Annotated in this window: 28 protein-coding genes and 9 tRNA genes; 24 read left to right on the plus strand and 13 right to left on the minus strand. The window is 67.2% G+C overall.

Annotation, left to right across the window (positions count from 1 at the left end):
• Positions 1–38 precede the first annotated feature (38 nt).
• Positions 39–1454 carry a serine hydrolase domain-containing protein gene (locus EV137_RS32005; protein WP_134131840.1) on the plus strand — a complete coding sequence of 472 codons (1416 nt, stop codon included), beginning with the start codon at positions 39–41 and terminating at the stop codon, positions 1452–1454.
• Here the strand turns inward: EV137_RS32005 and EV137_RS32010 are convergent, their stop codons facing one another.
• Positions 1455–2339 (minus strand): RNA polymerase sigma-70 factor, encoded by an 885-nt coding sequence (locus EV137_RS32010; RefSeq protein ID WP_134012362.1) that lies wholly within the window; start codon positions 2337–2339, stop codon positions 1455–1457.
• Between the two features lie 166 nt (positions 2340–2505).
• On the opposite strand from EV137_RS32010, the gene EV137_RS32015 reads away from it, so the two are divergent.
• Positions 2506–2994 carry a carboxymuconolactone decarboxylase family protein gene (locus EV137_RS32015; RefSeq protein WP_134131841.1) on the plus strand — a complete coding sequence of 163 codons (489 nt, stop codon included), beginning with the start codon at positions 2506–2508 and terminating at the stop codon, positions 2992–2994.
• Position 2995: 1 nt separating this feature from the next.
• Here the strand turns inward: EV137_RS32015 and EV137_RS32020 are convergent, their stop codons facing one another.
• Together EV137_RS32020 and EV137_RS32025 are read right to left on the minus strand one after the other, a co-directional pair.
• Positions 2996–3520, minus strand: coding sequence for a DinB family protein (locus EV137_RS32020; protein ID WP_134012358.1), 525 nt, complete (start codon positions 3518–3520; stop codon positions 2996–2998).
• Between the two features lie 63 nt (positions 3521–3583).
• Complete coding sequence (locus tag EV137_RS32025; RefSeq protein WP_134131842.1) at positions 3584–3994, minus strand: VOC family protein; 411 nt, start codon at positions 3992–3994, stop codon at positions 3584–3586.
• Positions 3995–4113: 119 nt separating this feature from the next.
• On the opposite strand from EV137_RS32025, the gene EV137_RS40840 reads away from it, so the two are divergent.
• The 4 genes from EV137_RS40840 (at position 4114) to EV137_RS32045 (ending at position 8598) form a co-directional block, all read left to right on the plus strand.
• Positions 4114–4488 (plus strand): VOC family protein, encoded by a 375-nt coding sequence (locus EV137_RS40840; RefSeq protein WP_166680065.1) that lies wholly within the window; start codon positions 4114–4116, stop codon positions 4486–4488.
• A 332-nt stretch (positions 4489–4820) separates the two neighbouring features.
• Positions 4821–5579: an SGNH/GDSL hydrolase family protein gene (locus EV137_RS32035; RefSeq protein WP_202871212.1), complete on the plus strand. Its 759-nt coding sequence runs from the start codon at positions 4821–4823 to the stop codon at positions 5577–5579.
• A 43-nt stretch (positions 5580–5622) separates the two neighbouring features.
• Positions 5623–6390: an SGNH/GDSL hydrolase family protein gene (locus EV137_RS32040; protein ID WP_238175678.1), complete on the plus strand. Its 768-nt coding sequence runs from the start codon at positions 5623–5625 to the stop codon at positions 6388–6390.
• Between the two features lie 315 nt (positions 6391–6705).
• Positions 6706–8598, plus strand: a complete 1893-nt coding sequence (locus EV137_RS32045; RefSeq protein WP_238175679.1) for a heparinase II/III domain-containing protein — start codon at positions 6706–6708, stop codon at positions 8596–8598.
• 192 nt (positions 8599–8790) lie between these two features.
• Here the strand turns inward: EV137_RS32045 and EV137_RS32050 are convergent, their stop codons facing one another.
• On the minus strand, positions 8791–9372 hold the full coding sequence (locus EV137_RS32050) for a mycothiol transferase (RefSeq protein WP_134131845.1): 582 nt from the start codon (positions 9370–9372) through the stop codon (positions 8791–8793).
• Between the two features lie 61 nt (positions 9373–9433).
• On the opposite strand from EV137_RS32050, the gene EV137_RS32055 reads away from it, so the two are divergent.
• Positions 9434–9904, plus strand: coding sequence for an NUDIX hydrolase (locus EV137_RS32055; protein WP_134131846.1), 471 nt, complete (start codon positions 9434–9436; stop codon positions 9902–9904).
• Between the two features lie 20 nt (positions 9905–9924).
• Here the strand turns inward: EV137_RS32055 and EV137_RS32060 are convergent, their stop codons facing one another.
• From EV137_RS32060 to EV137_RS32070, 3 genes are read right to left on the minus strand one after another with little or no spacing between them, the layout of a single operon-like run.
• Complete coding sequence (locus tag EV137_RS32060; protein ID WP_134131847.1) at positions 9925–10317, minus strand: hypothetical protein; 393 nt, start codon at positions 10315–10317, stop codon at positions 9925–9927.
• On the minus strand, positions 10314–10913 hold the full coding sequence (locus EV137_RS32065) for a hypothetical protein (protein ID WP_134131848.1): 600 nt from the start codon (positions 10911–10913) through the stop codon (positions 10314–10316). The genes EV137_RS32060 and EV137_RS32065 overlap by 4 nt, the downstream gene beginning before the upstream one ends.
• Entirely contained in the window at positions 10910–11464 is a 555-nt protein-coding gene (locus tag EV137_RS32070) for a GNAT family N-acetyltransferase (RefSeq protein ID WP_134131849.1), read from the minus strand. The genes EV137_RS32065 and EV137_RS32070 overlap by 4 nt, the downstream gene beginning before the upstream one ends.
• A gap of 112 nt (positions 11465–11576) precedes the next feature.
• Here EV137_RS32070 and EV137_RS32075 point away from each other — a divergent pair, with 112 nt between their 5' ends.
• Entirely contained in the window at positions 11577–11936 is a 360-nt protein-coding gene (locus tag EV137_RS32075) for a YciI family protein (protein ID WP_134131850.1), read from the plus strand.
• A 94-nt stretch (positions 11937–12030) separates the two neighbouring features.
• Here EV137_RS32075 and EV137_RS32080 read toward each other — a convergent pair whose 3' ends face one another.
• The 3 genes from EV137_RS32080 to EV137_RS41805 form a co-directional block, all read right to left on the minus strand.
• Positions 12031–12408 carry a hypothetical protein gene (locus EV137_RS32080; protein ID WP_134131851.1) on the minus strand — a complete coding sequence of 126 codons (378 nt, stop codon included), beginning with the start codon at positions 12406–12408 and terminating at the stop codon, positions 12031–12033.
• 77 nt (positions 12409–12485) lie between these two features.
• Positions 12486–13223, minus strand: coding sequence for a DUF4389 domain-containing protein (locus tag EV137_RS32085; RefSeq protein WP_134012344.1), 738 nt, complete (start codon positions 13221–13223; stop codon positions 12486–12488).
• A 49-nt stretch (positions 13224–13272) separates the two neighbouring features.
• Positions 13273–13398 carry a hypothetical protein gene (locus tag EV137_RS41805; protein ID WP_255517859.1) on the minus strand — a complete coding sequence of 42 codons (126 nt, stop codon included), beginning with the start codon at positions 13396–13398 and terminating at the stop codon, positions 13273–13275.
• A gap of 235 nt (positions 13399–13633) precedes the next feature.
• On the opposite strand from EV137_RS41805, the gene EV137_RS32090 reads away from it, so the two are divergent.
• A complete protein-coding gene (locus tag EV137_RS32090) occupies positions 13634–14119 on the plus strand; it encodes an NUDIX domain-containing protein (RefSeq protein ID WP_134131852.1) in 486 nt (161 codons plus the stop codon).
• A gap of 45 nt (positions 14120–14164) precedes the next feature.
• Here EV137_RS32090 and EV137_RS32095 read toward each other — a convergent pair whose 3' ends face one another.
• The gene (locus EV137_RS32095; RefSeq protein WP_134131853.1) at positions 14165–14731 is read right to left on the minus strand and encodes a TetR/AcrR family transcriptional regulator; all 567 of its coding nucleotides are present in this window, start codon (positions 14729–14731) and stop codon (positions 14165–14167) included.
• A 121-nt stretch (positions 14732–14852) separates the two neighbouring features.
• On the opposite strand from EV137_RS32095, the gene EV137_RS32100 reads away from it, so the two are divergent.
• Positions 14853–16310, plus strand: coding sequence for an MFS transporter (locus EV137_RS32100; protein WP_134131854.1), 1458 nt, complete (start codon positions 14853–14855; stop codon positions 16308–16310).
• 267 nt (positions 16311–16577) lie between these two features.
• Here EV137_RS32100 and EV137_RS32105 read toward each other — a convergent pair whose 3' ends face one another.
• Positions 16578–17123, minus strand: a complete 546-nt coding sequence (locus EV137_RS32105) for a GNAT family N-acetyltransferase (protein ID WP_134131855.1) — start codon at positions 17121–17123, stop codon at positions 16578–16580.
• A gap of 46 nt (positions 17124–17169) precedes the next feature.
• On the opposite strand from EV137_RS32105, the gene EV137_RS42085 reads away from it, so the two are divergent.
• Positions 17170–17403 (plus strand): tyrosine-type recombinase/integrase, encoded by a 234-nt coding sequence (locus tag EV137_RS42085; RefSeq protein WP_375372046.1) that lies wholly within the window; start codon positions 17170–17172, stop codon positions 17401–17403.
• 13 nt (positions 17404–17416) lie between these two features.
• On the opposite strand, the gene EV137_RS32115 is transcribed toward EV137_RS42085, so the two are convergent.
• Positions 17417–17492, minus strand: a tRNA-Thr gene (locus EV137_RS32115).
• Positions 17493–18110: 618 nt separating this feature from the next.
• Between EV137_RS32115 and EV137_RS32120 the strand changes: the two genes are divergently transcribed.
• The 13 genes from EV137_RS32120 (at position 18111) to EV137_RS41810 (ending at position 22324) form a co-directional block, all read left to right on the plus strand.
• Positions 18111–18186, plus strand: a tRNA-Pro gene (locus EV137_RS32120).
• A gap of 92 nt (positions 18187–18278) precedes the next feature.
• A tRNA-Arg gene (locus tag EV137_RS32125) sits at positions 18279–18352 on the plus strand.
• Between the two features lie 2 nt (positions 18353–18354).
• A tRNA-His gene (locus EV137_RS40845) sits at positions 18355–18428 on the plus strand.
• 40 nt (positions 18429–18468) lie between these two features.
• A tRNA-Leu gene (locus EV137_RS32130) sits at positions 18469–18542 on the plus strand.
• Between the two features lie 72 nt (positions 18543–18614).
• Positions 18615–19061, plus strand: coding sequence for an HNH endonuclease (locus EV137_RS32135; protein ID WP_134131857.1), 447 nt, complete (start codon positions 18615–18617; stop codon positions 19059–19061).
• 33 nt (positions 19062–19094) lie between these two features.
• A tRNA-Gln gene (locus EV137_RS40850) sits at positions 19095–19167 on the plus strand.
• Positions 19168–19179: 12 nt separating this feature from the next.
• A tRNA-Ser gene (locus EV137_RS40855) sits at positions 19180–19272 on the plus strand.
• A 1-nt stretch (position 19273) separates the two neighbouring features.
• Positions 19274–20497 carry an RtcB family protein gene (locus EV137_RS32140; RefSeq protein WP_238175680.1) on the plus strand — a complete coding sequence of 408 codons (1224 nt, stop codon included), beginning with the start codon at positions 19274–19276 and terminating at the stop codon, positions 20495–20497.
• Between the two features lie 40 nt (positions 20498–20537).
• Positions 20538–20626, plus strand: a tRNA-Ser gene (locus EV137_RS32145).
• 134 nt (positions 20627–20760) lie between these two features.
• Positions 20761–21588: an alpha/beta fold hydrolase gene (locus EV137_RS32150; protein ID WP_166680066.1), complete on the plus strand. Its 828-nt coding sequence runs from the start codon at positions 20761–20763 to the stop codon at positions 21586–21588.
• A 62-nt stretch (positions 21589–21650) separates the two neighbouring features.
• The gene (locus EV137_RS42090; RefSeq protein WP_375372043.1) at positions 21651–22007 is read left to right on the plus strand and encodes a methyltransferase family protein; all 357 of its coding nucleotides are present in this window, start codon (positions 21651–21653) and stop codon (positions 22005–22007) included.
• Positions 22008–22090, plus strand: a tRNA-Tyr gene (locus tag EV137_RS32160).
• Between the two features lie 111 nt (positions 22091–22201).
• The gene (locus EV137_RS41810; protein WP_255512188.1) at positions 22202–22324 is read left to right on the plus strand and encodes a hypothetical protein; all 123 of its coding nucleotides are present in this window, start codon (positions 22202–22204) and stop codon (positions 22322–22324) included.
• Positions 22325–22477: the final 153 nt, after the last annotated feature.

Below are 22477 nucleotides of genomic sequence, written 5' to 3' on the forward strand. Positions count from 1 at the left end.
ACGGGCGTAGCGTCCCTTGGCGTTGTTAGGGTTTCGGGATGGTTGGTCTGTTGCCGCGGTCGGCGCCTGGTGCGGCGGGGGTTTCGGCGCGTTCGATCGTTGAGTTGCTGGATCGGCTCGAAGCGGAGTCGGTCGAGTGTCACTCGATCATGGTCGTACGGCGCGGTCACGTCGTCGCGGAGGGCTGGTGGGCGCCGTACTCGGCGGAACGCCCGCACCTGCTCTACTCGCTGACCAAGTTGTTCACCTCGATCGCTGTCGGGCTCGCGATCGCCGATGGGCTGCTCGCGCTGGACGATCGGTTGGTCGACGTGTTGCCCGACCACGTTCCGGATGACGTCTCCGAGCAGGGCCGCCGGATCACCGTTCACCACTTGCTGTCCATGACGGCCGGCCACGCCGAGGACAGCCTCGAACAGGCCTGGCAACTGGAGCCGGGCGATCTGGTGAAGGGCTTCCTTCGTACGCCGTTCTCCGCGCCGGAGGGATCCCAGCACACCTACGACAACTCGACCACGTTCCTCCTGGCTCGGATGGTGGAGCGGGTCACCGGCCGCGGTCTCCCGGAACTGCTCGACGAACGCATCTTCCAGCCGATGGGCATCGATCACGCCGAATGGGACCGGGTGGCGAGCGGCGCCGCGTTCGGATTCCACGGCCTCCACCTCACGACCGAGGCCGTCGCCGCCTTCGGCGAACTGCTGTTACGCGGCGGCCTGTGGCACGACCGCCAGCTCGTCCCGCGCGAGTGGGTGGAGCTGGCGACGAGCCGGCACGTCGACACTCTCCCCCTCCCGAACTGGAGGCGGAACCCGGAATTTCTGTACGGATACGGCTACCAGTTCTGGATGTCGCAGCACGGTTACCACGGCAACGGCGCCTTCGGTCAGTACTGCGTGGTTGCCCCGGAACACGATCTAGTGGTCGTGGTGACCGGCTCCAACGAGCAGGAACACGCGCTGCCCGGCCTGTTGTGGGAATGTCTGTTGCCCGGCCTGGACGACCCAGGAAGCGCCGAGGACGAGGAACTGCTGGCCGATCGGCTGCGGCAGCTGTCGTTCGCGCCGGTGCCGGGTTCGGCCGCGCCGGAGCGTTCCGTCAAGGCGAGGCTCGACGGCTCCGCAGCGGATTCGCCGCTGCCCGACGGCACTACCGTGACCGTCGACCCCGTGGGCGGTGGATGGCGCCTGCGGCTCGGGTCGCTGCTCGACTTCGAGGTCGGCCACGGCGGATGGCGGGAGAGCTCGCCGCTCGGCCGTCCGGTTGTAGCGACCGGCGCCTGGCAGGACGACACGTTCGTCGCCGAGCTGTTCGTCATCACCACCCCGCACCGGGTCCGCCTGGTGGTAGAAGCGGGGACCGCGGTAGCGACCTGGAACACTCTGCCTCTGACCGGGCCCAGCCTGGTGCTGCATGTGCAGTCGCCACTGATGACCAGGCCCGACGTCTCCTAGTCAGCGGGTCAGGAAGGTCTCTTCTTTGAGGTGGGCCAGCTTGGCCGGGTTCCGTACGGCGTAGAAGCCGGCGATCTTGCCGTCCTCCACGTGGAGGACGGTGACCGTGTCCACCTCGTCGGTGAAGCGGAGGATCAACGCGGGTTGCCCGTTGATCTGGGTGATTTCGAGGGACCCCTCGGCCAGATGTTCCAAGCCCACCGCGAGGATGCGGGCGACCTTATCGGCGCCGACGACCGGGCGTGGGAGAGCCTGGACCACGCCGCCGCCGTCGCCCAGGAAGACCACATCGGGGGCGAGGATGTCGACCAAGCCCTGGAGGTCGCCGGTGTTCACAGCGCGTTGGAACGCTTCGAGGGCGTCGCGGGTCTCGGTGGCGGAGACGACGCCGCGCGGGCGGCGGGCGGCCACGTGGGAGCGGGCCCGGTGGGCTACCTGGCGGACGGCTTCGGGAGTCTTGTCGACGGCCTTGGCGATCTCGTCGTAGTCGAGGCCGAACACCTCGCGGAGGACGAACACGGCGCGTTCGGTCGGCTTGAGGGTTTCGAGGACCAGCAGCATCGCCATCGAGACGCTGTCGGCGAGTTCGACGTCCTCGGCGACGTCCGGCGCGGTGAGCAGCGGTTCGGGAAGCCACGGGCCGACGTACGACTCCTTGCGGCGGCCGAGGGTGCGGAGGCGTTGCAGGGCCTGGCGGCTGGCGATCCGGACCAGGTACGCGCGGTTGTCCTGCACCGTGTCGAGGTCCACCTTGACCCAGCGCAGCCAGGTCTCCTGCAGCACGTCCTCGGCGTCCGCGGCCGAGCCGAGGAGCTCGTAGGCGACAGTGAACAGGAGGTTGCGATGGGCAACGAAGGCCTCGGTGGCCCGGTCCGTACCGGTCATGGTCTGGTCTCCTCGTACGCGCGTGTGTCACCCACCAGATGCCGCTCGGCCGGATTCTGTGACAGCTCCGGCGGTATGGCGCTCGTCACGTCGTCGGGTCGTCACGGGAGTCGCGCCGACGGCATCTCGTGTTCGTCCAGTAGATCCCATAGTGAGGACGACGACGATGGAACCCCGTATCGACCTGTTGCAGAACGAGCTCGGTACCAAGCTCGCGAAGCGGATGTTCGCGGTCCACAGCCTCGTGCAGCAGACCGGCCTGCCGGCGGCGACCCAGAACCTGGTGATGCTCCGGGCCAGCCAGATCAACGGCTGCGGACACTGCATCGACATCCACGCGAAGGAAGCCGCGGCCGAGGGTGAGACGACGACTCGGCTGAACCTGGTCGCCGGCTGGCGTCACTCGACCGTGTTCACCGAAGAGGAGCAGGCCGCGCTGGCGATGGCCGAGGAGGCGACCCGGCTCGCCGACGCGTCCGAGGGCGTCTCGGAGGAGACGTGGGCCCGTGCGGCGAAGTACTACAACGAGAACCAGCTGATCGGACTGGTCACGCTGATCGCCATGATCAACGCGAGCAACCGGATCGCCGTCACCCTGAACCAGCTCGGCGGCTCCTACGAACCCGGCCTGATGGCGGCCACGATCAGCAGCTGACCTACTCCGCCGCGGCGGCCGGGGCGGGAAGGTCCCAGATGCGCTCGGTCTCCCAGGCGTATTCCCAGGCCTGGATGTCCGGGGGCTCGATGCCCATGCCGGTCAGAATGGCGCAGACCTGCTCGCGGTGGTGGTTGGCGTGGTTGATCGCCTGGGCGACGAAGATGCCGGCGCGGGTGCCGCGGGTGTTGTCGTCGACGACGATCACGCGTTCGACGTCGAACGGCTGGGTGAGGAAGTACTCCCAGAGGGCGCCGGCCTCGGCGTTCCAGGTGGCGAGGGTCTCCAGGTCGGTCGCCGGTTCGCTGTCGACGTACTCGAGGGGCCGGTCCGCGATCCGGCGCAGATAACTACCGTCGCAGCGGACGATGTGGTCGAGGGTGGCGAGAATGCCGCCGTACGTCCCGACGCCGGTGATCTCGAGCTGCTCGGCGGTCAGGTTCTGCGCGAGGCAGAACCTGATCAGGCTCCCGGTCGCCCAGTTGTTGTGCCGGATCGGGTCGTACAGCACGTCGTTGAGTCCCATACCGGCCCAAGCTAGCGGCGCGACGCTCCCCGGGGACACCCATTTTCCCCGGGGAGGCGGGTGTCAGCTCGCCGCGATGTTGACCATCCAGTTGATGCCGAACTTGTCGGTGACCATGCCGAACTCGTCGCCCCACATCTGCTTCTCGAGCGGGACCGTCACCTTGCCGCCGTCGGCGGACAGCTTCTCGTAGTAGCCGCGCAGCTCGTCACCGTCGCCGCTCAGGCTGATCGCGATGTTCTCGCCCGGGTTGTACGACATGCCCTGCGGCGTGTCGGCCGCCATCAGCGTGAACCCACTCGGCGTCTCCAACTGGCTGTGCATCAGCTTCTCGTCGTCGTCCGGTCCGTGACTGGCGCCGAACTCCTTGAAGGTGTTCGACGACAGATCCCCGCCGAAGACCCCCTGGTAGAACTCCATCGCCGCGCGCGCGTCGCCGTCGAACTGGATGTACGGATTGAGCCGAGATGCCATCGAACTGTCCTTCCCCCAACCGGCCGGGCCCTCTGGCCCGGCACCCATGTCCCGCACAGTAGACCCGGCCCCCGACAGTTCGCGACCCCCTGAATCCAGACATGCCTTAAGGTCTCGGCATGGTGCTGCGACACATCACGATCGATGCCGGAGACCCGTACAAGCTCGCGCAGTTCTGGAGTGCCGTGACCGGCTGGCCGATGGCCGACGGGGACGTGCCGGGCGACGACGAGGTCCTGCTTCAGGCGCCGGCGCCGGTCCCCGGGCTGCTGTTCATCAGGGTCCCGGAAGGAAAGACCGTGAAGAACCGGGTGCACCTCGACTGGGGCCCGACTGAGCGTACGCGCGACCACGAGGTCGAGCGGATCCTGTCGCTCGGCGGCACGATCTACGAGGACCACAGGGTCCCGGACGGCCGTGGCTGGGTCACGATGCGCGATCCCGAAGGCAACGAGTTCTGCGTCGAGCGCAGCGAGGCGGAGCGGGCGGGCTGAGCTACCCGACGGGTGTCCAGGCACGGCGCGGGCGCGCGGCATCGTCCACCAGTCGTGATCGAACGCCCACGTACCGTCACTCGCTCACGGGTGACGGGTTCCGGTATGGCCGGAATTTGGGTCTTCGGGGATGCTGGGGTGGGAACCGGGGGGTTCGCTCCGGGGTGTTGAGGGTAGGAGCATGCAGCGAATTCGGGGGTCACCGCGTCATGTCTGTGTAGGGAGCGGCGACGGAGGCTGGGGGGTGTGTCGAGATGTTGCAACAGGTACGGGAACGGCCGGGTCATGCGCATCATAAGAAGCCATCCGCGCTACGGGCGTTTCTGGAGTCGGTGGCCGCGATTGTCGTGACGCTCCTCGTGGTGGCGTTGCTCGGCGGCGTCCTCGTCGTACTCGATCCGCGGCCGACGAGCGCCGACACCACGGTCGGCGGGTCGTACAGCGTCCCGTCGAGCGGGCCGGGGCGGTACGGATCGGGCACGCTCGGCCCGTGGCAGAACCTGATCCACCGGATCAGTCCTGAGGACCAGATCCGCGAGGTGCTCGCGTTCGACGGGATCCTCATGTTCGGCGACAGCATCGCCGTCCAGGACAGCGCCGCGCTCGAGCGGTTGCTGGCGGATCGCACCGGCGACTCGATCGCCTTCCACGACTGGTCCGGACAGCCGGCGTCGGCAGCGGTCGACGCGCTCGAAGAGTGGTCGCGCAACTACGGTCTGCCGCGGCGGATCGTGATGGCGGTCGGTACGAACGACATCTTCGACCCGCCCGCGTTCGCGGCACAGGTCGAGCGCGCGCTGCGGATCGCCGGGCCGGACCGGACCGTGTACTGGGTGAACGTGTACGCGGACCGCACCAAGCAGCCGGCCGCGGTACGCGAGGCCGATCTCGCCAACAGCGCGTGGATCAACCAGCAGCTGCAGGACGCGGCGCTCCGCCACCCGAACCTGCGGATCATCGACTGGTCCGGGTTCCTCACGTCCCGGCCGAACCGCCCGGCACAGTACCTGCGCGACGGCGTCCACACCCGTCCGCCGATGGGCGGATCCGCCCGCAACGAACTGATCGCGGACGCGATCCAAAGTCGCTAGCCGACGTGCCAGCCTCAGTGCCAACCTCAGTGCCAACCTCAGCGTGAACAGAGGTGTGTTCATCAAGCGCTGGTCGGCCTCGGCCGCCGTCATCGTGGTCCTGACCGCGTTCTTCCTGACCCTGCTGCACCTCGAAGCCCCGTCGGCGCACGCGAAGGCGGCCGCACCGGTGGTCAACGCGGGAACCTACGGATCCGGCGCGCTCGGATCCTGGCAGGCGAACAACCGCGTGATCTCGAGCAGTGCGGAGGTCCGCCACGTCGTCGCGTCCGACGGCGTAGTGCTCTTCGGGGACAGCATCGCCGTACAGGACGGCGCGGCTCTCGGCCGGCTCCTCGGGCAACAACTGGGTACGTCGTTCGCGCAGTACAGCTGGGCCGGTCAGCCGACATCCGCCGCGGTCGACGCGATGGCAGTCTGGGCCCGCGAGTACGGCCTCCCGCGACGGATCGTGATCGCAGTCGGGTCCAACGACATCTTCGATCCGCCCGCGTTCGCGGCGCAGGTCGAGCGTGCACTCCGGATCGCGGGCCCGCAGCGGACCGTGTACTGGGTCGACGTACAGGTCTCCCGGACCGACGAGCCGACCACGGTCCAGGTCGCCGATCAGCGCAACAGCGAGTGGATCAACCTGCAACTGGAGCAGGCGGCACTGCGGCATCCGAACCTGCGGATCGTCCATTGGGCCGAGTTCCTTGCCGAACGCCCTGACCGGCTGCACACCGACCTACGTGACGGCCGCCACACAACCGTGCCGGAGGGTCAGAACGCGCGGAACGCCCTGATTCTGCAGGCGATCCGGCCCAACTGACCCTGCCCTTCCGGGCAACGGAACCGAAGTCGCCGATCCGCGCAACTTTTCGGCCCGCTCGCGACATCTATCAGGTAGCGGCAACAATCCGACCTCGGGGGGAACCGATGGCGACGTACCTGACAGGAGCTGACCGGCAGATTTGATGCCGGGTGCAACCTTCGACGACTCGCTCCGCGTTTTCTGAAGGACCGCGTTTCTGAAGTACCGCGACTCAGCAACACAACCACTTGACTCTGTCCCGGGGATCGCCCAACCCGAATTCAGGTCTAGGCCAGAATAGGTATGCCTTCGGGTGTGCGGGGAGGACCAACGATGCCTGCGAGACATCTGCGCACGTCCGGTACGACGCTGCGACTCACGATCGCGTTGCTCGCGAGCGTCGCCGTACTGGGCGCCGTACTGATGATCCCGTGGGGCGGCTCCGAGCCGGAGGCTGCTCCGGACCCGACCATGAGCCATACGCCCGAGCCGCCGACCGCCCCACCGGCACCGGTGCGGCAGAACGTCTACACGTGCCCGGCGTACAGCGGGATCGACCACGCGAACCCGGTCGCCAACCTCTACAAGGACACGTTCACCTGGGGTACGACGCCGCCCACCAAGGTCGGTGACGGCGAGGGGAACATCAACTGGCGGATGAATCCGCCCAACAACCCCAGCTGGTACATGTGGCTGCACTCGCTTCGTTGGCTGGGGCAAGGAATCGACGCCGCCGCGGCCGGCGACAAGGCCGCCCTGCAACGGGTGAGCGCGATCACCCACGACTGGGTCAAGGACAACCCGTACTCGTGGAAGTCCGACGTCGGCGCGTACGAGTCCACGATGCATCGCACCAACGTGCTGATCTGCCTGCGGCAGGCGGTGCTGTCGGGGCTGCACGTGGCGCGGCTGCCGCTGACGTACGCATGGCTGGACAAGGCGCTGCTGGAGCACGCGTGGTTCCTGCAGAAGAACTACAGCGGCGACTGGAACCACGGCACCGACGAGAGCCTGGCGTTGTTCGGGATCGGGTGCACGCTCCAGCGCGACGATCTGAAGAAGATCGCGTCCGACCGGTTGACGAGTGCGATCAAGACGTCGATCGACACGCAGGGCTCGACGAACGAGCAGTCGACGGCGTACGCGCAGTTCAACTACGTGCTCTGGGGGCGGGCGATCGACGTACTGCGGAAGTGCGGCGCCGACCCCGGTACGACGATCACGGCCCGCCGGCGGGAACTCGCGAAATGGCTCGCGCTGGCGACCAACTCGCTCGGGAACCTGCCGCAGCTCGGCGACTCCGAGGTGGTGCGCACGACGCCCGTCACCGGGACGGTCCTCGAGTACGCCGGGACCCGCGGCGTCCGCGGGATCCGGCCGACACAGCGGATCGGGATCTTCGACGCCGGGTACATCTTCGGGCGGACCGGATGGGGCGAGACGCGGCCGTTCACGCAGGAATCGACGTACAGCATCCGGTTCGGGCCGTCGCAGAAGCTGCACGGGCACAACGACCACACCTCGGTCACGTACACCTCGCGCGGGCGCGACATCCTGGTCGACGGCGGGCACGCCGGGTACAAGATGGACGACTGGCGGTTCTGGGCGAGGAGCCAGTTCGCGCACAACGAGATGACCGTGAAGTCGGCGACCGGGCACCCGGAGACCAAGCTGGTGCGGTCGTCGATCCAGGCGACGTCGGAGTTCTACGAGCTGCACGACTCCCCGGGCGCCGGGATCGACCGGACGCGGGACGTGCTGGTGCTGAAGGATCCCGATCTGATGGTGGTGCTGGATCGCGGCTCGTCGGCTGCGGAACAGGAATACTCGACGCTGTGGCATCTGCCCGCGGACCAGAAGGTGGTTGTCAGCGGCAAGGACCGGGCGGTGGCCGCGCGGCCGGGCGACAAGGTGAAGACGACGTTGCTGCAGATCCCGTTCCAGCAGCAGACGACGCCGATCGAGGTGACCACCGGGCAGCAGGACCCGATCCAGGGCTGGCACTACAGGACGATCGACAAGCGGCTGCCGTCACCGGTGGTGAAGTTCAACCGATCGGGGCGGAACGCGAGCATCCTCTCGGTGATCGCACCGACCCGCACGAACGCGACAGTGTCGTACACCACGTCCTTCCAGGGCTCGCGGATGATCGTGAACCTGACGGTCGACGGCGTGACGACGGTGATCGGCGTCGCGGCAGACGGGACGATGCAGCGGATCAAGTAGTCGTTGCGGACCGCCAGCACTACACAACTGCCGCTCGCGGCGCGCGCTGAGCGTGAGCCGACGTCGCCGGAGGAGGTTGTGCAGTGCTGGCGGTCCGCCCCAGCGCCAAGCGGCGGCGGGCGGCAGGCGGCGCCGGGCGGTAGGGGGCGGGCGGCGCCGGGCGGTAGGCGGGGAGGGCGGTAGGCGGCGGCTTCAGGGCTTGGGGCCGACGGGGTTCCAGTCGTGGGGCGGGTCCTCGCCGACGCGGCCGTCGACGGCCTCGCGGATCAGGTCGGCGTGGCCCGTGTGGCGGCCGTATTCCTCGATGAGGTCGCACACCAGCCGACGGAGGCTCGCGTGCCGCCCGTCCGGCCAGGCGATGTCGGCCGGCTGGTCGAGCCCGCCCTCGGCGATCGCCGCCGCCAACGTCTCCCGGGACCGCGCGACCGCGCCGTCCCACAGCGCGTACAGCTCTGCCGGCGTGTTGTCGGCCGCGGAGTTGAACTCCCAGTCGTTGTCGTCGCGCCAGCCGTTCTGCAGCCACGGCCCACCCATCGGCTTGCCCTGGAACTTCACGTCGAACATGTAGTCCTCGTTCGCCGCCAGATGCTTCATCAACCCACCGAGCGTGATCGACGACGCCCCGATCCGGGTGTTCAACCCATCCGCGTCCAGCTCGTCGACCTTGTACCGGAACGTCGTACGCAACCGGTCCAGCGCCCCGACCAGATGCTCGACATCACTCCCCGCCACCGGCGGCTCCCACCACGGCGAAACCCACGCGCTCTCACTCATAAACAGCACGGTAAATCCAATTCCGGACACTCCCCTTCCGGAACCTGGAATACTCCTCCGCATGCAGCGGTATGCGGGCGTGATCGCACGGTACGACGGGATGGTCGCGGTGGTCCGGGAGCAGTACAAGGCCTGGGATGCGCCGTACTGGAACCTCCCGAGCGGAGCCGTCGAAGACGGGGAGACTCCGGCGGACGGCGCGGTGCGGGAGCTACGCGAGGAGTCCGGGCTGCTCGCCGCGGCCCATGAACTCGAACTGGTGTGGACGACACGGACAGTTGTCGACGGTCGGATGACGTCGCAGTCCTGGAACTACGTGGTGGACGTGAGCGATCCCGCGTTCGCCGTCGACGATCCGGACGGGTCGGTGATGGAGGTCCGGTGGTTCCCGGTAGAGGACGCCGTACGGCTGCTGCGCGACCAGCCGTACCCACCGATCGCCCTACCCGCGGTCGACTACCTGACCCACGGCGTACGCGGACGGAACTGGGACTTCACCTTGGATGGTGAAGTCTGGAGCTGGGAGGCCTGACGTCAGACGGCCCTTGCCGCTCAGCCGGCGGCGTCGCCGAGCGCGCGGGCTTCGCGATCCAGGCGACGCACGGTCCGCACAGTCCAGATCACCAAGTAGACGACGAACACCATGCCGGCCAACGACACCGCCCTGATCGGCCAGTCCGGAACGAAGATCGCAGTCCAGCCAAGGGTTGCAAGCACCGCGAGAGTTGCCGCTCCACCGAGCACCGCGCCCACCACGACGGGCGCCCTGGTCAACGGTTGGGGCTTCGGCGGATGCTTCATGGTGCGATAGGCCCCGAACGCCATCAGCACGGCGATGACGGCGGGCAGGACAGCACCCAAGGCGTCACCGGCCAGCCCGTTACCGACTGCGGCGCCAAGATTGACGACCACGGTCACCCAGAGCAGAGCCACCAGTCCCCTCATGGACTGATGATAGGGAGCCAGTTGGTGCGTTCGTAGATGTTGCGGTTGCCGAGCCAGTCGCGGTACTCGTCGTACGTCGACGCGCCGCCGTCGAGGACCGCCTGGTACAGCCAGTAGCCCCGCGCGCGCTCGCCCCGGGCTGCGGCCTCCTCTTTGATCGCGAGGATCGTGTCGCGGGTGTCCGGTGTCAGATGGCGTCGGAGCGCTTCGGCGAACGGTCCGCCACCGGGGGCATCAGGGCCGAACACCCACATGTCGACGGTCCAGGTGTCATCCGGCGTTTCGTATTCGAGCTTCCAGTACTGCCCTTGCTCGTGGCGGTCGCGCGCGTCGAGATACGTGATCCGCCGTACCTGCGGAAGCTCCGCCAGGACACTCATCACGGCGAACCCGTCCGCGGCGCGCGGCTCCTCCGAGCGGATCTCCAGATCGATGTCCGGGTCCACGACCAGCTCGATCGCGACGGAGCCGACGACGGTCACCTCGCCGTAAACGCTCCATCGTGCGATCAGGTCCAGGTCCCGCAGCAGCTCGTGCGCCGCCTGCAGACGGGCCCCGGCGCGAGCGGCGCGGGCGGCTCGGGCTTGGGCGTTCACAGGCTTCGGCGTACGACGACGTTGCGTTTGGCCGTCGTACGGCCTTCGGCGTACGTCGTGAAGCCGGCAGCGAGGAACGTGCTGAGTACGCCACGGCCGGGATCACCGGGCATCGCCTTCACCGGGTACGCCTCCACGATCCGCGCGCCCGAGCTCCGCGCGTACTCGACGGCCGCGTCGACCATCGGCGACGTCAGCCCTCGCCCGCGGTACCCGCTCTTCACGAACAGGCAGTTGATCGCCCAGATCGTGTCGTCGTCCGGCTCGTCGATCGGCAGCGTTCGCGAGTGCAGGATCGCGTAGTACTCCGTCCGCGGGGCCACGGCGCACCAGATCGCCGGGCGGTCGTCGACGTACCCGATGAGCCCGACCGGGACGCCCGCCTCGACGAAACCCTCAAGTGCGGCACGGTTCTCGGCGCTCCCGTTCGCGGCAACAGTTGCTGCCGGCAGTCGACGGGCCATGCACCAGCAACCCCGCGTACCGCCGCTCGGCCCGAACAGCTCGACCAGGTCCGCCCACCGCGCCTGATCAACCGGGTGCGCCTCCATCCGCGCATTCAACCATGATTGATTTCAGCAGCCCTGTCGGATCCGGAGCTCGGCGTTCGTTGCAAGGGTGAGCGGCGGCCGGAAGAGGTCGTCAGGACAAAGGAGTGATGAGATGCCGCGGTACCTGATCTCGTTCGAGAAGGGCGCGATGGACCACATCCCGGAGGAGGACTTCCCCGAGGTGGGCAAGGCCTCGCACGCAGTGTGTCAGGAGGCGAAGGACGCCGGCGTGTTCCGGTTCGGCGGCGGGTTGAGCTACGACGACGGCGACGTGGAACACGCGGTGGTCGGCACCGACGGGCAGGTCGTCGACGGCCCGTACCTGGAGGGCAAGGAACTCATCGGCGGCTTCATGACCGTCGACGTCCCGACCCGCGAAGAAGCCCTGGCCTGGGCCGCCAAGATCGCCGCCGCCTGCCGCTGTCCCCAGGACGTCCGCAAGTTCGTGCACGACCCCGAACTGATCGAGTGACGCGCGGACAGGGTGGCCGACCATGAGCAGTTACGAAGCCTGGGGCGCCGAGCAGTGGATGGGTTTCTGGACACCCAGGACCGCTGATCGAGTGTCAGCGCCAGGGATCGCCCGGGGTCCGGACGTAGCGCTGCCAGGCGTAGCGCCACGGGATGACGGCCACGATGACGACGATGAAGGTGCAGTTGAACAGTACGTCGCGCGCTTCGGTGCTCAGATCGTTGGCGATCAGGTGGGGAATCGCGACCGTACCGAGCCAGATGACCTTCCAGGTCACCTCGAACAGCAGGATCGGCAGCATCCGCACGGGGTATCTGAGCCCGAGGAACGCCAGCAACGACATGGCCGTCAGCAGGCAGGCGACAACTCCTTCCATCACCGGCAGCGATCGAACGTCCTGAACCAGAACCGGCCACTTGACGATCGCCAGCCCCATCCCCATGAACGCGTACCCGAGCCGCATGACGTTCATCCGCCGGACAGTCAGCTCCTGATCGCGACCTGGGCTGGGCGTTCGTACGTCGCGACTAGCGGTGTTGCTTCGTCCGCTCACGGCGTGTCTGATGCCCTCAGCAGGCGCTCAGAACTCGGGTCGCCGGACGGAGGCGGTACGGCGAGGACGGGATCACTGCCGCCCTGGTCGAGACGGAACGGCGGATACACATCAGTCATCAGAGCGGCATAGCCTGCGACCCGGAGAGCCCAGCGGTTCATTCCGAGAATCACGTCGTACAGCGGTCGAGGGTATGCGCCGGTGAAGGCCAGGATGACCGCGGCGATGATCACCAGGATTCCCACCAGACCACCGCTGCCGCCGACGTTCCACTGCCAGTTGTCGGACCGGTTCGCGGCCCACATTCCACCGCCGACGAAGAAGCCGACGATGATGTAGTGCGGGATCGCAAGCAGCCACCACTTCACCAGGACCAGGCCTCGGGACAGGCGTTCGGGGTAGTCGACCGACAGGTGCGCGGGATAGTCCTCGACCTCGGCCAGCGTGAACGGCGGGTACTGGTCGGTGCCGAGTGCTCCATAGGCGTAGTACGTCACGCGCCACGACCACCGCATCACGCCGACGTTGTAGTCGAAGATGCCGCGCGGATAGCGACCGGTGAACAGGATCGCGAAGAACGCCACGACCGAGCTGACCATGAAGCCGATCCACAAGAACAGCAACACGACGTAGTGCGGGATCACGAGGATCCACTTGACCAGCCAGAGCCACCTGGACGGTTTCGGATCGGATGCGGCGTTCACATGCACCGGGTACACCACAGATGTTGTCATCAGAAATATCCCCCAAAGGGATTGCACAACGAATGAAGTCGAGGAGGGCTCAGATGGCAAAACTGACTGCGCTGCCGTCACGCAGAATCGGTTGATACCGCAGTAGCGCCGCGACCGAGGTGATCTCGGTCGCCAGATAGAACACGCCCGCGACAGTCGCGGTCCGTGCGCTCATGTTCGCCACGCGTCTGAGTTCCCCCTGCAGGCAGCACAAGACCCCGGCGTCCGTGCCCGTCGACAACGAACACGCCCGACACCCCCACCCGCTCACGCCCCGTGCTGCTCACCATCCTCGCAAGCCCAACCCCTGTCAACGTTGAGATCAACCACCCGGTAGAAGGCGTTGCCCGGCGGCGCCCGCTAACCCCACGAACCGAACTGGGGAACGCGAACTGTGGTTGGCTGGCGACGTGGCCGACGACGTGCACTTCACCGGGAGGTTCCCCACCAAACGGATGGCTGCCGACTGCCTGTTCACGGATCAAGCGGACCGGTTGCTGGTGCTTCAGCCGCCGTACAAGACGACCTGGGACATCCCCGGCGGCATGGTCGAACGCGACGAATCGCCACGCCTCGCCGCCCAGCGCGAGGTGCTGGAGGAGATCGGCCTCTTCGTCGAGCCGGGCAGTTTGCTCGCCGTGGATTGGATCCCGCAGACGGGAGACTTCACAGAGATCGTCGCGTTCCTGTTCGACGGCGGGGTGCTGGCACCGGCCGATACCGACCGCATCGTGCTCCAGCCGGCGGAGGTCACCTCCTCCAGGTTCGTCACACTCGAAGAGGCCGGCCACCTCCTCGACCCAGAACAGTTCGCACGCGTCGCGGCCGGGTTCAAAAGCCGACGTACGCCGGAAGCCGTGTACCTCGAGAACGGCGTTCCACCGCACGGCACCTGACCGCGCCCCGGAACGACGGACCCCAGCGCCGCAGCCGGGTTGAGGTCACAGCAATCGGTCGACCAGCCCGTCGACGTACTCCGGGGTGAGCGGGCCTATGCCGAGCAGGACGCGGACATACATCGGGGCCAGGATGTGGTCCACCACGCCTAACGCATCGGGTGCCTGCTCGCCGCGTTCCACGGCGCGATCGAGCATGGACTGCAGTTGCCGGGTGCGTTCGGCGAGGAGGTCGTCACCCGCCTGCTGGCCCTGGCGCCCTTGGCTGGACAGCGCGACGGCGAGGCGCAGCAACGCCAGACCGTCGGGTCCGGTGATCTCGCGGGCCACCTGGGCCGCGTAGGTGCGTAGGTCGCCGGCCAGGCTCCCGGTGTCGGGCATCGGCGACTGCGCGTTGAGCCGGGTGAGCGCAACGTCGGTGAGCAGGGTTGCCAGGTTGCCCCACCGGCGATAGATGCTGCTGTCGGCCACACCAGCGCGGGCCGCAACGTCGCCGACGGTGAAGTTGCCGTAGCCGCGCTCGTTGATCAGGTCGGTGACCGCCTGGTGCACCTCCGCGGCGACGCGGGCGCTACGCCCGCCGGGCCGCCGGGCTCGCTCTCGCTCGTTCATGAACCCCACCTTAACGCAGTTGCGACTTGCGTTTGCTACGCATACCTTCCTACACTCGCCTAACGCAGCTGCTGGCTGCTTTAGAGCGCCCGAGGCGCACCTGACGATTGAGAGGATCCCCATGGCTGCATCGCCTGCGGCCGTAAGCAGTCGACCGAACCGGTCCGTACTGCTCACGGTGACCTGCCTGGGCCAATTCATGGTTCTGCTCGACAACACGATTGTTGGAGCTGCGCTGCCCGACATGCAGCACCGGCTGCACACTCAGCTGACTGGTCTGCAGTGGATCGTCGACGCGTACGTACTGCTGGTCGCCATGCTCCTGCTGTCCGGCGGTGTCTTCGCCGACCGGTTCGGCCGCAAGCGGGTGTACCTGACCGGCGTCGCGGTCTTCACCGCCGCGTCGGTGGTGTGCAGCCTCGCGCCCTCGCTCGGCTGGCTGGTCGCCGGCCGGGTGCTGCAGGGCATCGGGGCCGCGGCGCTGAGCCCTGCCTCGCTGGCCCTGCTCGCCGCCGCCTATCCCGTGCCGCAAGAACGAATCAAGGCGATCGGGCTGTGGGCCGGATTCAGCGGAATCGGTCTGGCAGCAGGCCCCGTGGCCGGCGGCGTACTGACAGAGGCCTTCGGCTGGCCCGCCATCTTCCTGGTCAACCTGCCTATCGGCGTAGTCCTTCTGCTGGTCGGTCTGCGCAGCCTTGCAGAAGCCCGCAATCCGAGCGCCCCCGCGATCGATGTGCCGGGGATGGTGTTGTCCGTTCTGGGGGTGGGAGCGCTGACCTACGGTCTGATCGAGGGTGGTGCCCGCGGCTGGACGTCGCGGGTGATCCTGGGCAGCTTCACCGCCGCCGTGATCCTCCTCGCCGCCTTCATCGCCGTCGAATCGCGTCGTACCGCTCCGATGCTGCCGCTGCGGCTGTTCCGGCAGCAGCTGTTCACCGTGTCCAACACCGCCATGGTCGTGGTGGGGTTCGCACTCATGGGGTCATCGTTCTTCTTCTCCCAGTTCTTCGTGTACGTCCAGGGCAGCTCGATCCTGCGCGCCGGCCTGCAGACCCTGCCGGCAACCCTCGCTATGGTGATCGTCAGCCCGTACGCGGGCCGGCTCGCCGCCCGGTACGGCTTCCGAATCGTGGTGACCACCGGTCTGGCCCTGGCCGGCCTGGGACTGCTGGCGCTCGGCATGGTGCACGCCGACACCGGCTACGGGAACGTGTGGTGGCGGCTGGGAGTCGTCGGCATCGGTTTCGCCCTGACCATGTCCCCACTGACGGGAGCCGCCATCCAAGCGGTCAGCCCGCAGGAAGGCGGCCTCGCATCAGGCATCAGCAGCACCACGCGACAGATCGGCGCGGTGCTCGGCGTGGCAGTTCTCGGAGCCATCGTCCGCACCCGGCAATCCGACGGCGCCTCCTTCGAGACCGGCCTCAACAGCGCCTTCCTCGCAGCCGGCACCGTCACATTGACCACCGCCGTCTTCACCGGCCTGTGGCTCACAAGATCCAAGCCCGCAGCGCCACAAGGTCCCACCGACCCAGCCGCAGTCACCACCTCAACCGAGGCACCCGCAAACAGCCGCTGAACGACGAACCCCCAGCTTCAGAGAGATCTCTGACCTGGGGGTCTGGGTGGAGCCGCCTGTCGGAATCGAACCGACGACCTTCTCATCACGAGCCCGTTGCCATAAGCACCAACCATGCGACGACTCCCGGCCTGGGGCTGTGATCGTGCCTCGGCGCCTGAAACCGATGCCTACAGCACCCCCTGAGTGACCGCCACTGACCATCGGTTAGGGCACGTGGAGGGCACGATGCACGCCCTGGTCGTCATTGCGAACTCAAAGGACCAGTCACGGTGTCTTCGTTGGAAGCGACATCCACAATCGGACCTCATCGAAGACGAGACCATCGTGATCGTGGTAGCCGCCGGGCAACTGACCCCACACCTGGAATCCGAGTCCGATGTAGGCCTTCTCGGCATGAGTGCCTCCGCGACAGCTGACCTCAAGGATCGAGCAACCCCAGTCACTGGCGTGACTGCCCGCAGCGTCCACAATCCCTCGAGCGAGACCTGTCCCACGAGCGACGGGAAGAATGACAAGGCCGCCCAGCTCGGCCCGATGCCTGCACAACCGATGCTCCAGGCGCTTTACCGTGGTCATCCCCACCACGCCGCCGTCCTTTTCGGCCGCGACGAGAAAGCGGGAGTCGCGCCCGTGTTCCTCGTCGATCGCCGACATGACCAGCGTGGTGGTCTCGTCGATGGTGAGCCCGCACAGACGGTTTTGATGAAGGCTCTCAATGTCGCTCTCACGAACGGGGCGAATGATCACTTGGCCGACGATAGTTGCGCTGCCCCGAGCGTGGCCAAGGACTTCGTCCGTCAGCGTCTCCACACCCGCCCCGTCCCCCTCATAGCTGCCAAACCCAGGCCAGCTCAGGATCCACGGTCTGCGTCACACGGCGGCGTCGGTCTGGCTTGGGTCCGGCGCTGATCCGAAGGTGGTTCAGCGCATCGTGGGGCACGCCTCGGCGGCGATGACGATGGACCTCTACGGGCACCTAATCGACCAGAACCTGTGGGACGCGGCCAAGAAGCTTGGGGGCACCACGGGGGCACCGAAGGCGATCGAGGCGGGGAACGACGAACCCCCAGCCTCAGAGATTGATCTCTGACCTGGGGGTTTGGTGGAGCCGCCTGTCGGAATCGAACCGACGACCTTCTCATTACGAGTGAGACGCTCTGCCGACTGAGCTAAGGCGGCGGGTGCCGAGGCAAGAGTGTAGCGGGCGGAGGGGGAGGATTCCGAATCGGATCCTTGGGAGGGGTACGGCGGGGTGCGGGGTGTGGTCGGGGTCACGAGGTGGACGGGTGTCTGCGTCGGGGGTGAGCGGCCTCGTACGGCGGAAGGGGCGGACGGCGGCGTACCGGAACCGGTGCGCGGCGGCGTACGTCGGAGGGGCGACGGAATTGCGGCGGAACAATTGTTTGAGGAAATGCGTTGACTTCGTCGTAGGTGGTGGGTGAAACTAATTCCGGCAAGACCGAGACCCTGAGGAGAAGATCGTGTACAGGACGCAGATCGCGAATGAAGCCTGGCGGCCCGGCCGTGTGGCTTTGTCGGCGTGCCTGCGATCCGTGGGCGACACCTTCTACCACCAGCTCAGCCTGTGCATGGGCGGCCCGCCTGGGTGATCTCCGAGTGGAGAGATCTCCAGGAGCCGTCTGGGCCGGATACCGGCAGCAGGCGGCTCTTTTCTTTTGCCCGGCGACGGGATTACTTCACCGAGACTATTTTCCGGTATTCACGGATATCGGCACGAACAATGACAACTGGACATTCATCGCATTTCTCCCGGCCTGTCCGAGGGCCGGGAGAGGACCAGTTGTAGGCCAGCGGCCAGGCCACCTCATTTGGGATGAGGGGATCGGGGGTTCGAGTCCCTCCAACTGGACCAGGCGCCCGCAGGATGCTCAGCTACCGGCCGAGCGGGCGCCACAAGCGTGCCCTGCGACGGAAATCCGCAGTACATCCGGCGCAGGGCACCGAACGCCCGTGGCTCAACCGGACAGAGCGCCTGCCTACGAAGCAGGAGGGTGCAGGTTCGAATCCTGCCGGGCGTGCTGTGTCCGAGGTCGAAGTGGGCGAGGCACCGGGATGTGGCCCCGGAGGAAGCGGGTTCGAGCCCCGCCGGACACCCTCTAGTACGACGTGCTCACGCAGCGTACGTCGTACGCCCGCGGCTCTGGCCCAACTGGGAGAGGCGCCTGGCTTAGAACCAGGAGGTTCAGGGTTCGAATCCCTGGGGCCGCACGCACCGACCGACACCGAATTCGCCGACCTGCTGACCGCGGGTCGGGCACACTGGAAGGGAGGAGGAACCACATGAGCGGTGTGATCGTGCTGAACGCGTCGTACGAGCAGCTGCACGTCGTGTCGATCCCGCACGCCATCCGGATGCTCGTCCGGGAGGTCGCCGTCGTCGAGGAAGCGCACGACGGCGCCAGCATCGGACCGTTCCCCCTCCCCCGCGTCCTGCGTCTCGTCCGGTACGTCGTGATGAAGTGGCGCTACGCCTCCGGCCGGCTGCAGTACACGCGGGCCAGCGTACTGAAGCGCGACAAGTACACCTGCGCGTACTGCGGCAAGCTCGGCGCCACCACGATGGACCACGTGATCCCACGATCACGAGGCGGTCGAGGCGAGTGGCTGAACGCCGTCGCCGCGCACGCGGAGTGCAACGAGAAGAAGGGCTCGCGAACACCGGAAGAGGCCGGCATGCCGCTGCTGTGGCAGCCGTGGGTCCCTTCCCGTGCCGAGATAGCGCTCTGACGCGACACCCACCGGTGCCGCCGAGGAGCGCGATGCCAGGTGGGCGCCGGTGACCCACCCTCGGTTCTGACCCGAGGCCCCGCAGGTTCGAGCCCTGCCCTGGCAGCTGCACAACCCTGGTGAGATAAGCCGAGTGTCAGGCCTAGCGGCAGCCGTCTCGAAAACGGCAGGTCCTTCAACGGACGTCTGGGTTCGAGTCCCAGTCTCACCGCATGTACACGATCGAGGAGAGTGGGGAGATGAACGTGGAGCTTCCGGTTGAGCTGAGTGGGGCCAAGAGCTCCACGCTCATGTGGGCGCAGGAGTACGACGTCGACGCGAAGGCGCTGCAGCAGCTGCGGAACATTGCGGCGCTGCCGTGGGTGCACGGCGTCCGGGTGATGCCGGACGTGCACCTCGGTAAGGGCGCGACCGTCGGGTCTGTGATCGCGATGAACCAGGCGGTGTCGCCGGCCGCGGTCGGGGTCGACATCGGGTGTGGGATGGAAGGTGTCCTGACCTCGCTGACGGCCTCGGACCTTCCGGACGACCTGTCGGCGATCCGTTCGCGGATCGAGGCCGCCGTACCTGTGGGTTTCCGGGCCCACGAGGATCAGGTCGGCGTACGACGGCTCGGGCTGGACCCGCGTCCGTGGGACAAGCTGTGGGGCGAGTTCACGAGTCTGCACGACGGAGTGCAGGACCGCGAGCGCAAGGCCAAGCAACAGATGGGGTCGCTGGGCGGGGGCAACCACTTCATCGAGGTGTGCCTCGACGACGAGGACCGCGTGTGGCTGATGCTGCACTCCGGTAGCCGGAACATCGGCAAGGAGCTCGCGGAGCGGCACATGCGGATCGCCCGGGACCTGCCGCACAACGCGGATCTCCCGGACCGTGACCTGGCGGTGTTCCTGTCCGGTACGCCGGAGATGGACGCGTACCGTCGCGACCTCACCTGGGCCCAGGAGTACGCCGCCCGGAACCGGGCCGTCATGCTCGCGCTGGTGATGCAGGCGGTGCGGGAGTCGTTCGAGGTCGACGTACGGTTCGAGCAGCCGATCTCGTGCCACCACAACTACGTGGCCGAGGAGCACATCGACGGGCTCGACCTGCTCGTCACCCGCAAGGGTGCGATCCGGGCGGGGCGCGGGGACCTCGGGCTGATCCCGGGGTCGATGGGAACCGGTTCGTACGTCGTGCGCGGGCTCGGCTCGGAGCGCTCGTTCTACTCGGCCTCACACGGGGCAGGCCGGCGGATGAGCCGCAACGAGGCGAAGCGCCGGTTCACCGTCGACGATCTGGTCGCTCAGACGACCGGTGTCGAGTCCCGCAAGGACGCCGGCGTGATCGACGAGATTCCGGCCGCGTACAAGGACATCGACTCGGTCATCGCCGCCCAGTCCGACCTGGTCGAGGTCGTGGCTCATCTGAAGCAGGTCATCTGCGTCAAGGGCTGAACAGGTCCTGCCGTGGTCAGGGGACACGGCAGGGCCTGTTGGTGAGGTCCGCCTGTTGGCAGGGGCAGCGGTTTGCTAAACCGTCGGTCGGCTTCGGTCGGCTCGCGAGTTCGAATCTCGCTCTCACCGCTGGGCGGCCGGGAACGACCGGCCGCCCTGCCAAGCCGAGTCCAGCTGGTACGTGGTTGTTCGCAGTTCCGCGTGGAGCGGTTTGGGTAGTTCTTCCGAAGCGGATGTACGTCGCCGAGTCCTACGTTGACCTCATGATCGAGCGTGAGCGGCTGCTGAAAGGGCTGCCTGTGGACGAACGGCGGATCGACGTCAACGACGTGTCGACAGTCGTTCTCCAAGGCGGGGACGGTCCGCCGCTCGTTCTCCTGCACGGTGGTATCGAGTGTGGCGGGGCCTACTGGGCGCCGGTGATTCCACGGCTCGCGGAGCAGTACCAGCTCGTCGTACCTGATGTGCCGGGGCTCGGTCAGTCCGATCCGGTCGCTCGGTTGGACCAGGCGACGTTCGACGGCTGGCTGAATGCGCTGCTCGAGCTGACCTGCGATCAGCCGCCGGCCTTGATCGCGCACTCGCTGGTCGGGACGTTGGCCGCACGGTTCGCGGCGACTCATGGCGAGCAACTGCAGCGGTTGGTGCTGTACGGCGTACCGGGGGTTGGGCCGTACCGGATGCCGATCGGGCTGCAAGTGATCGCTGTCCGGTTCGCGCTGCGCCCCTCCGAGGCGAACATGGAGCGCTTCGAACGGTGGGCGTTCGCCGATCTCGATGCCGTACGACGTCGCGCCCCGGACTGGATGCACGCCTTCAGCACCTATACGCGGAGCCGCGCCCACGTGCCGCACGTCAAGCGGACGATGCGCTACCTGGTCACCACCTGCACCAAACAGGTCCATGACCAGATCGATGTCCCCACGACGCTGCTCTGGGGCGCGAAGGACCGATTCGTACCGCTGCGCCTCGCCGAGGAGGCAGGCGCCAGGCTTGGCTGGCCGTTACAGGTGATCGGCGACGCCGGGCACGTCCCGCACATCGAGCGGCCCGCCGCCTTTGTCGAGGAAGTCATACGGACACGCGGCTGACGAACATCCCGATCCCCGAAGCCAGCCTGGCCGGGATCGCGGTCGGCTTCGCGCTCGAGCAGGTGCGACCGTGGCGAGTCGGAAGACGACCTGCCGGATGGTCGCTCGTCGCCGCCGGAGGCTTGGTCATCGCGGGCTCGTTGCGAGCGGCACGTACCACCGATCTGTCCAGCCCGGACAGGCTCGTCACCAGCGGGCCGTACGCACTGAGCCGGAATCCGATGTACGTCGGATGGGCGCTCGCGCACCTGGGCATCGGACTGGCGACCGGGTCGGGGTGGACTTTGGCGACCCTGCCGGCCGTTGGCCTGTGGATCCACCGGGATGTTGTCCGGGAGGAAAACCGGCTGCAAGCGAGTTTCGGGGACGAGTACGAGCGCTACTCGGAAAGAGTCGGTCGCTATCTCCCCAGGCGATGAGCAGAAGCGCCGCCGTTGGAGAGGCGGGGCGGGCTGTAAACCCGTTGCCACGCGCTGAGCAGGTTCGAATCCTGCCTTCTGCACGCAGGACGAACAGATAGGACAAGAGAGGAGGACCGGCCATGGCCGACCTCAGGAACAGGAAACGAGTGCCTGGCGGCAGGACCGGTGCTCCGGTCCAGCAGGGGCACTCGATGCGACGCGTGCTGCTTGCCTGCGGGCATGTGCAGCGCGACCGGATCGCACACCGCGGGGATCACGTGTGGTGCGAGGCCGAATGCTCCGACTGGACCCGCGTGGTCTCGGTCCAGGAGTAGTGCACACAAGGACAGGTAGTGTCCGGCAACGACCTAGTGCACCTGAGCGTGAAGACGTTCGTGCGTACGGCGTCTCACCGGTGCACTACCTGTCCTTACGCACACATCCCCCTGGTGACGGAATCTCACCGGGCCCTCCGAAGGCTCGGCTCC

This window comes from Kribbella pratensis (assembly GCF_004366075.1).
GTDB classification, from domain to species: domain Bacteria; phylum Actinomycetota; class Actinomycetes; order Propionibacteriales; family Kribbellaceae; genus Kribbella; species Kribbella pratensis.

Bases quoted from the DNA above. Each gene is read 5' to 3' on its own strand.
- EV137_RS32020 (WP_134012358.1), bottom strand. From the start codon at position 3,520: ATGGGACTCAACGACGTGCTGTACGACCCGATCCGGCACAACAACTGG.
- EV137_RS32045 (WP_238175679.1), top strand. From the start codon at position 6,706: ATGCCTGCGAGACATCTGCGCACGTCCGGTACGACGCTGCGACTCACG.
- EV137_RS32055 (WP_134131846.1), top strand. From the start codon at position 9,434: ATGCAGCGGTATGCGGGCGTGATCGCACGGTACGACGGGATGGTCGCG.
- EV137_RS32100 (WP_134131854.1), top strand. From the start codon at position 14,853: ATGGCTGCATCGCCTGCGGCCGTAAGCAGTCGACCGAACCGGTCCGTA.
- EV137_RS32095 (WP_134131853.1), bottom strand. From the start codon at position 14,731: ATGAACGAGCGAGAGCGAGCCCGGCGGCCCGGCGGGCGTAGCGCCCGC.
- EV137_RS32140 (WP_238175680.1), top strand. From the start codon at position 19,274: ATGTACACGATCGAGGAGAGTGGGGAGATGAACGTGGAGCTTCCGGTT.
- EV137_RS32135 (WP_134131857.1), top strand. From the start codon at position 18,615: ATGAGCGGTGTGATCGTGCTGAACGCGTCGTACGAGCAGCTGCACGTC.
- EV137_RS32005 (WP_134131840.1), top strand. From the start codon at position 39: ATGGTTGGTCTGTTGCCGCGGTCGGCGCCTGGTGCGGCGGGGGTTTCG.
- EV137_RS40840 (WP_166680065.1), top strand. From the start codon at position 4,114: ATGGTGCTGCGACACATCACGATCGATGCCGGAGACCCGTACAAGCTC.
- EV137_RS32150 (WP_166680066.1), top strand. From the start codon at position 20,761: ATGATCGAGCGTGAGCGGCTGCTGAAAGGGCTGCCTGTGGACGAACGG.
- EV137_RS32015 (WP_134131841.1), top strand. From the start codon at position 2,506: ATGGAACCCCGTATCGACCTGTTGCAGAACGAGCTCGGTACCAAGCTC.
- EV137_RS41805 (WP_255517859.1), bottom strand. From the start codon at position 13,398: ATGAGCGCACGGACCGCGACTGTCGCGGGCGTGTTCTATCTGGCGACC.
- EV137_RS41810 (WP_255512188.1), top strand. From the start codon at position 22,202: ATGCGACGCGTGCTGCTTGCCTGCGGGCATGTGCAGCGCGACCGGATC.
- EV137_RS32010 (WP_134012362.1), bottom strand. From the start codon at position 2,339: ATGACCGGTACGGACCGGGCCACCGAGGCCTTCGTTGCCCATCGCAAC.
- EV137_RS32050 (WP_134131845.1), bottom strand. From the start codon at position 9,372: ATGAGTGAGAGCGCGTGGGTTTCGCCGTGGTGGGAGCCGCCGGTGGCG.
- EV137_RS32075 (WP_134131850.1), top strand. From the start codon at position 11,577: ATGCCGCGGTACCTGATCTCGTTCGAGAAGGGCGCGATGGACCACATC.
- EV137_RS32060 (WP_134131847.1), bottom strand. From the start codon at position 10,317: ATGAGGGGACTGGTGGCTCTGCTCTGGGTGACCGTGGTCGTCAATCTT.
- EV137_RS32085 (WP_134012344.1), bottom strand. From the start codon at position 13,223: ATGACAACATCTGTGGTGTACCCGGTGCATGTGAACGCCGCATCCGAT.
- EV137_RS32070 (WP_134131849.1), bottom strand. From the start codon at position 11,464: ATGGAGGCGCACCCGGTTGATCAGGCGCGGTGGGCGGACCTGGTCGAG.
- EV137_RS32080 (WP_134131851.1), bottom strand. From the start codon at position 12,408: ATGAACGTCATGCGGCTCGGGTACGCGTTCATGGGGATGGGGCTGGCG.
- EV137_RS32025 (WP_134131842.1), bottom strand. From the start codon at position 3,994: ATGGCATCTCGGCTCAATCCGTACATCCAGTTCGACGGCGACGCGCGC.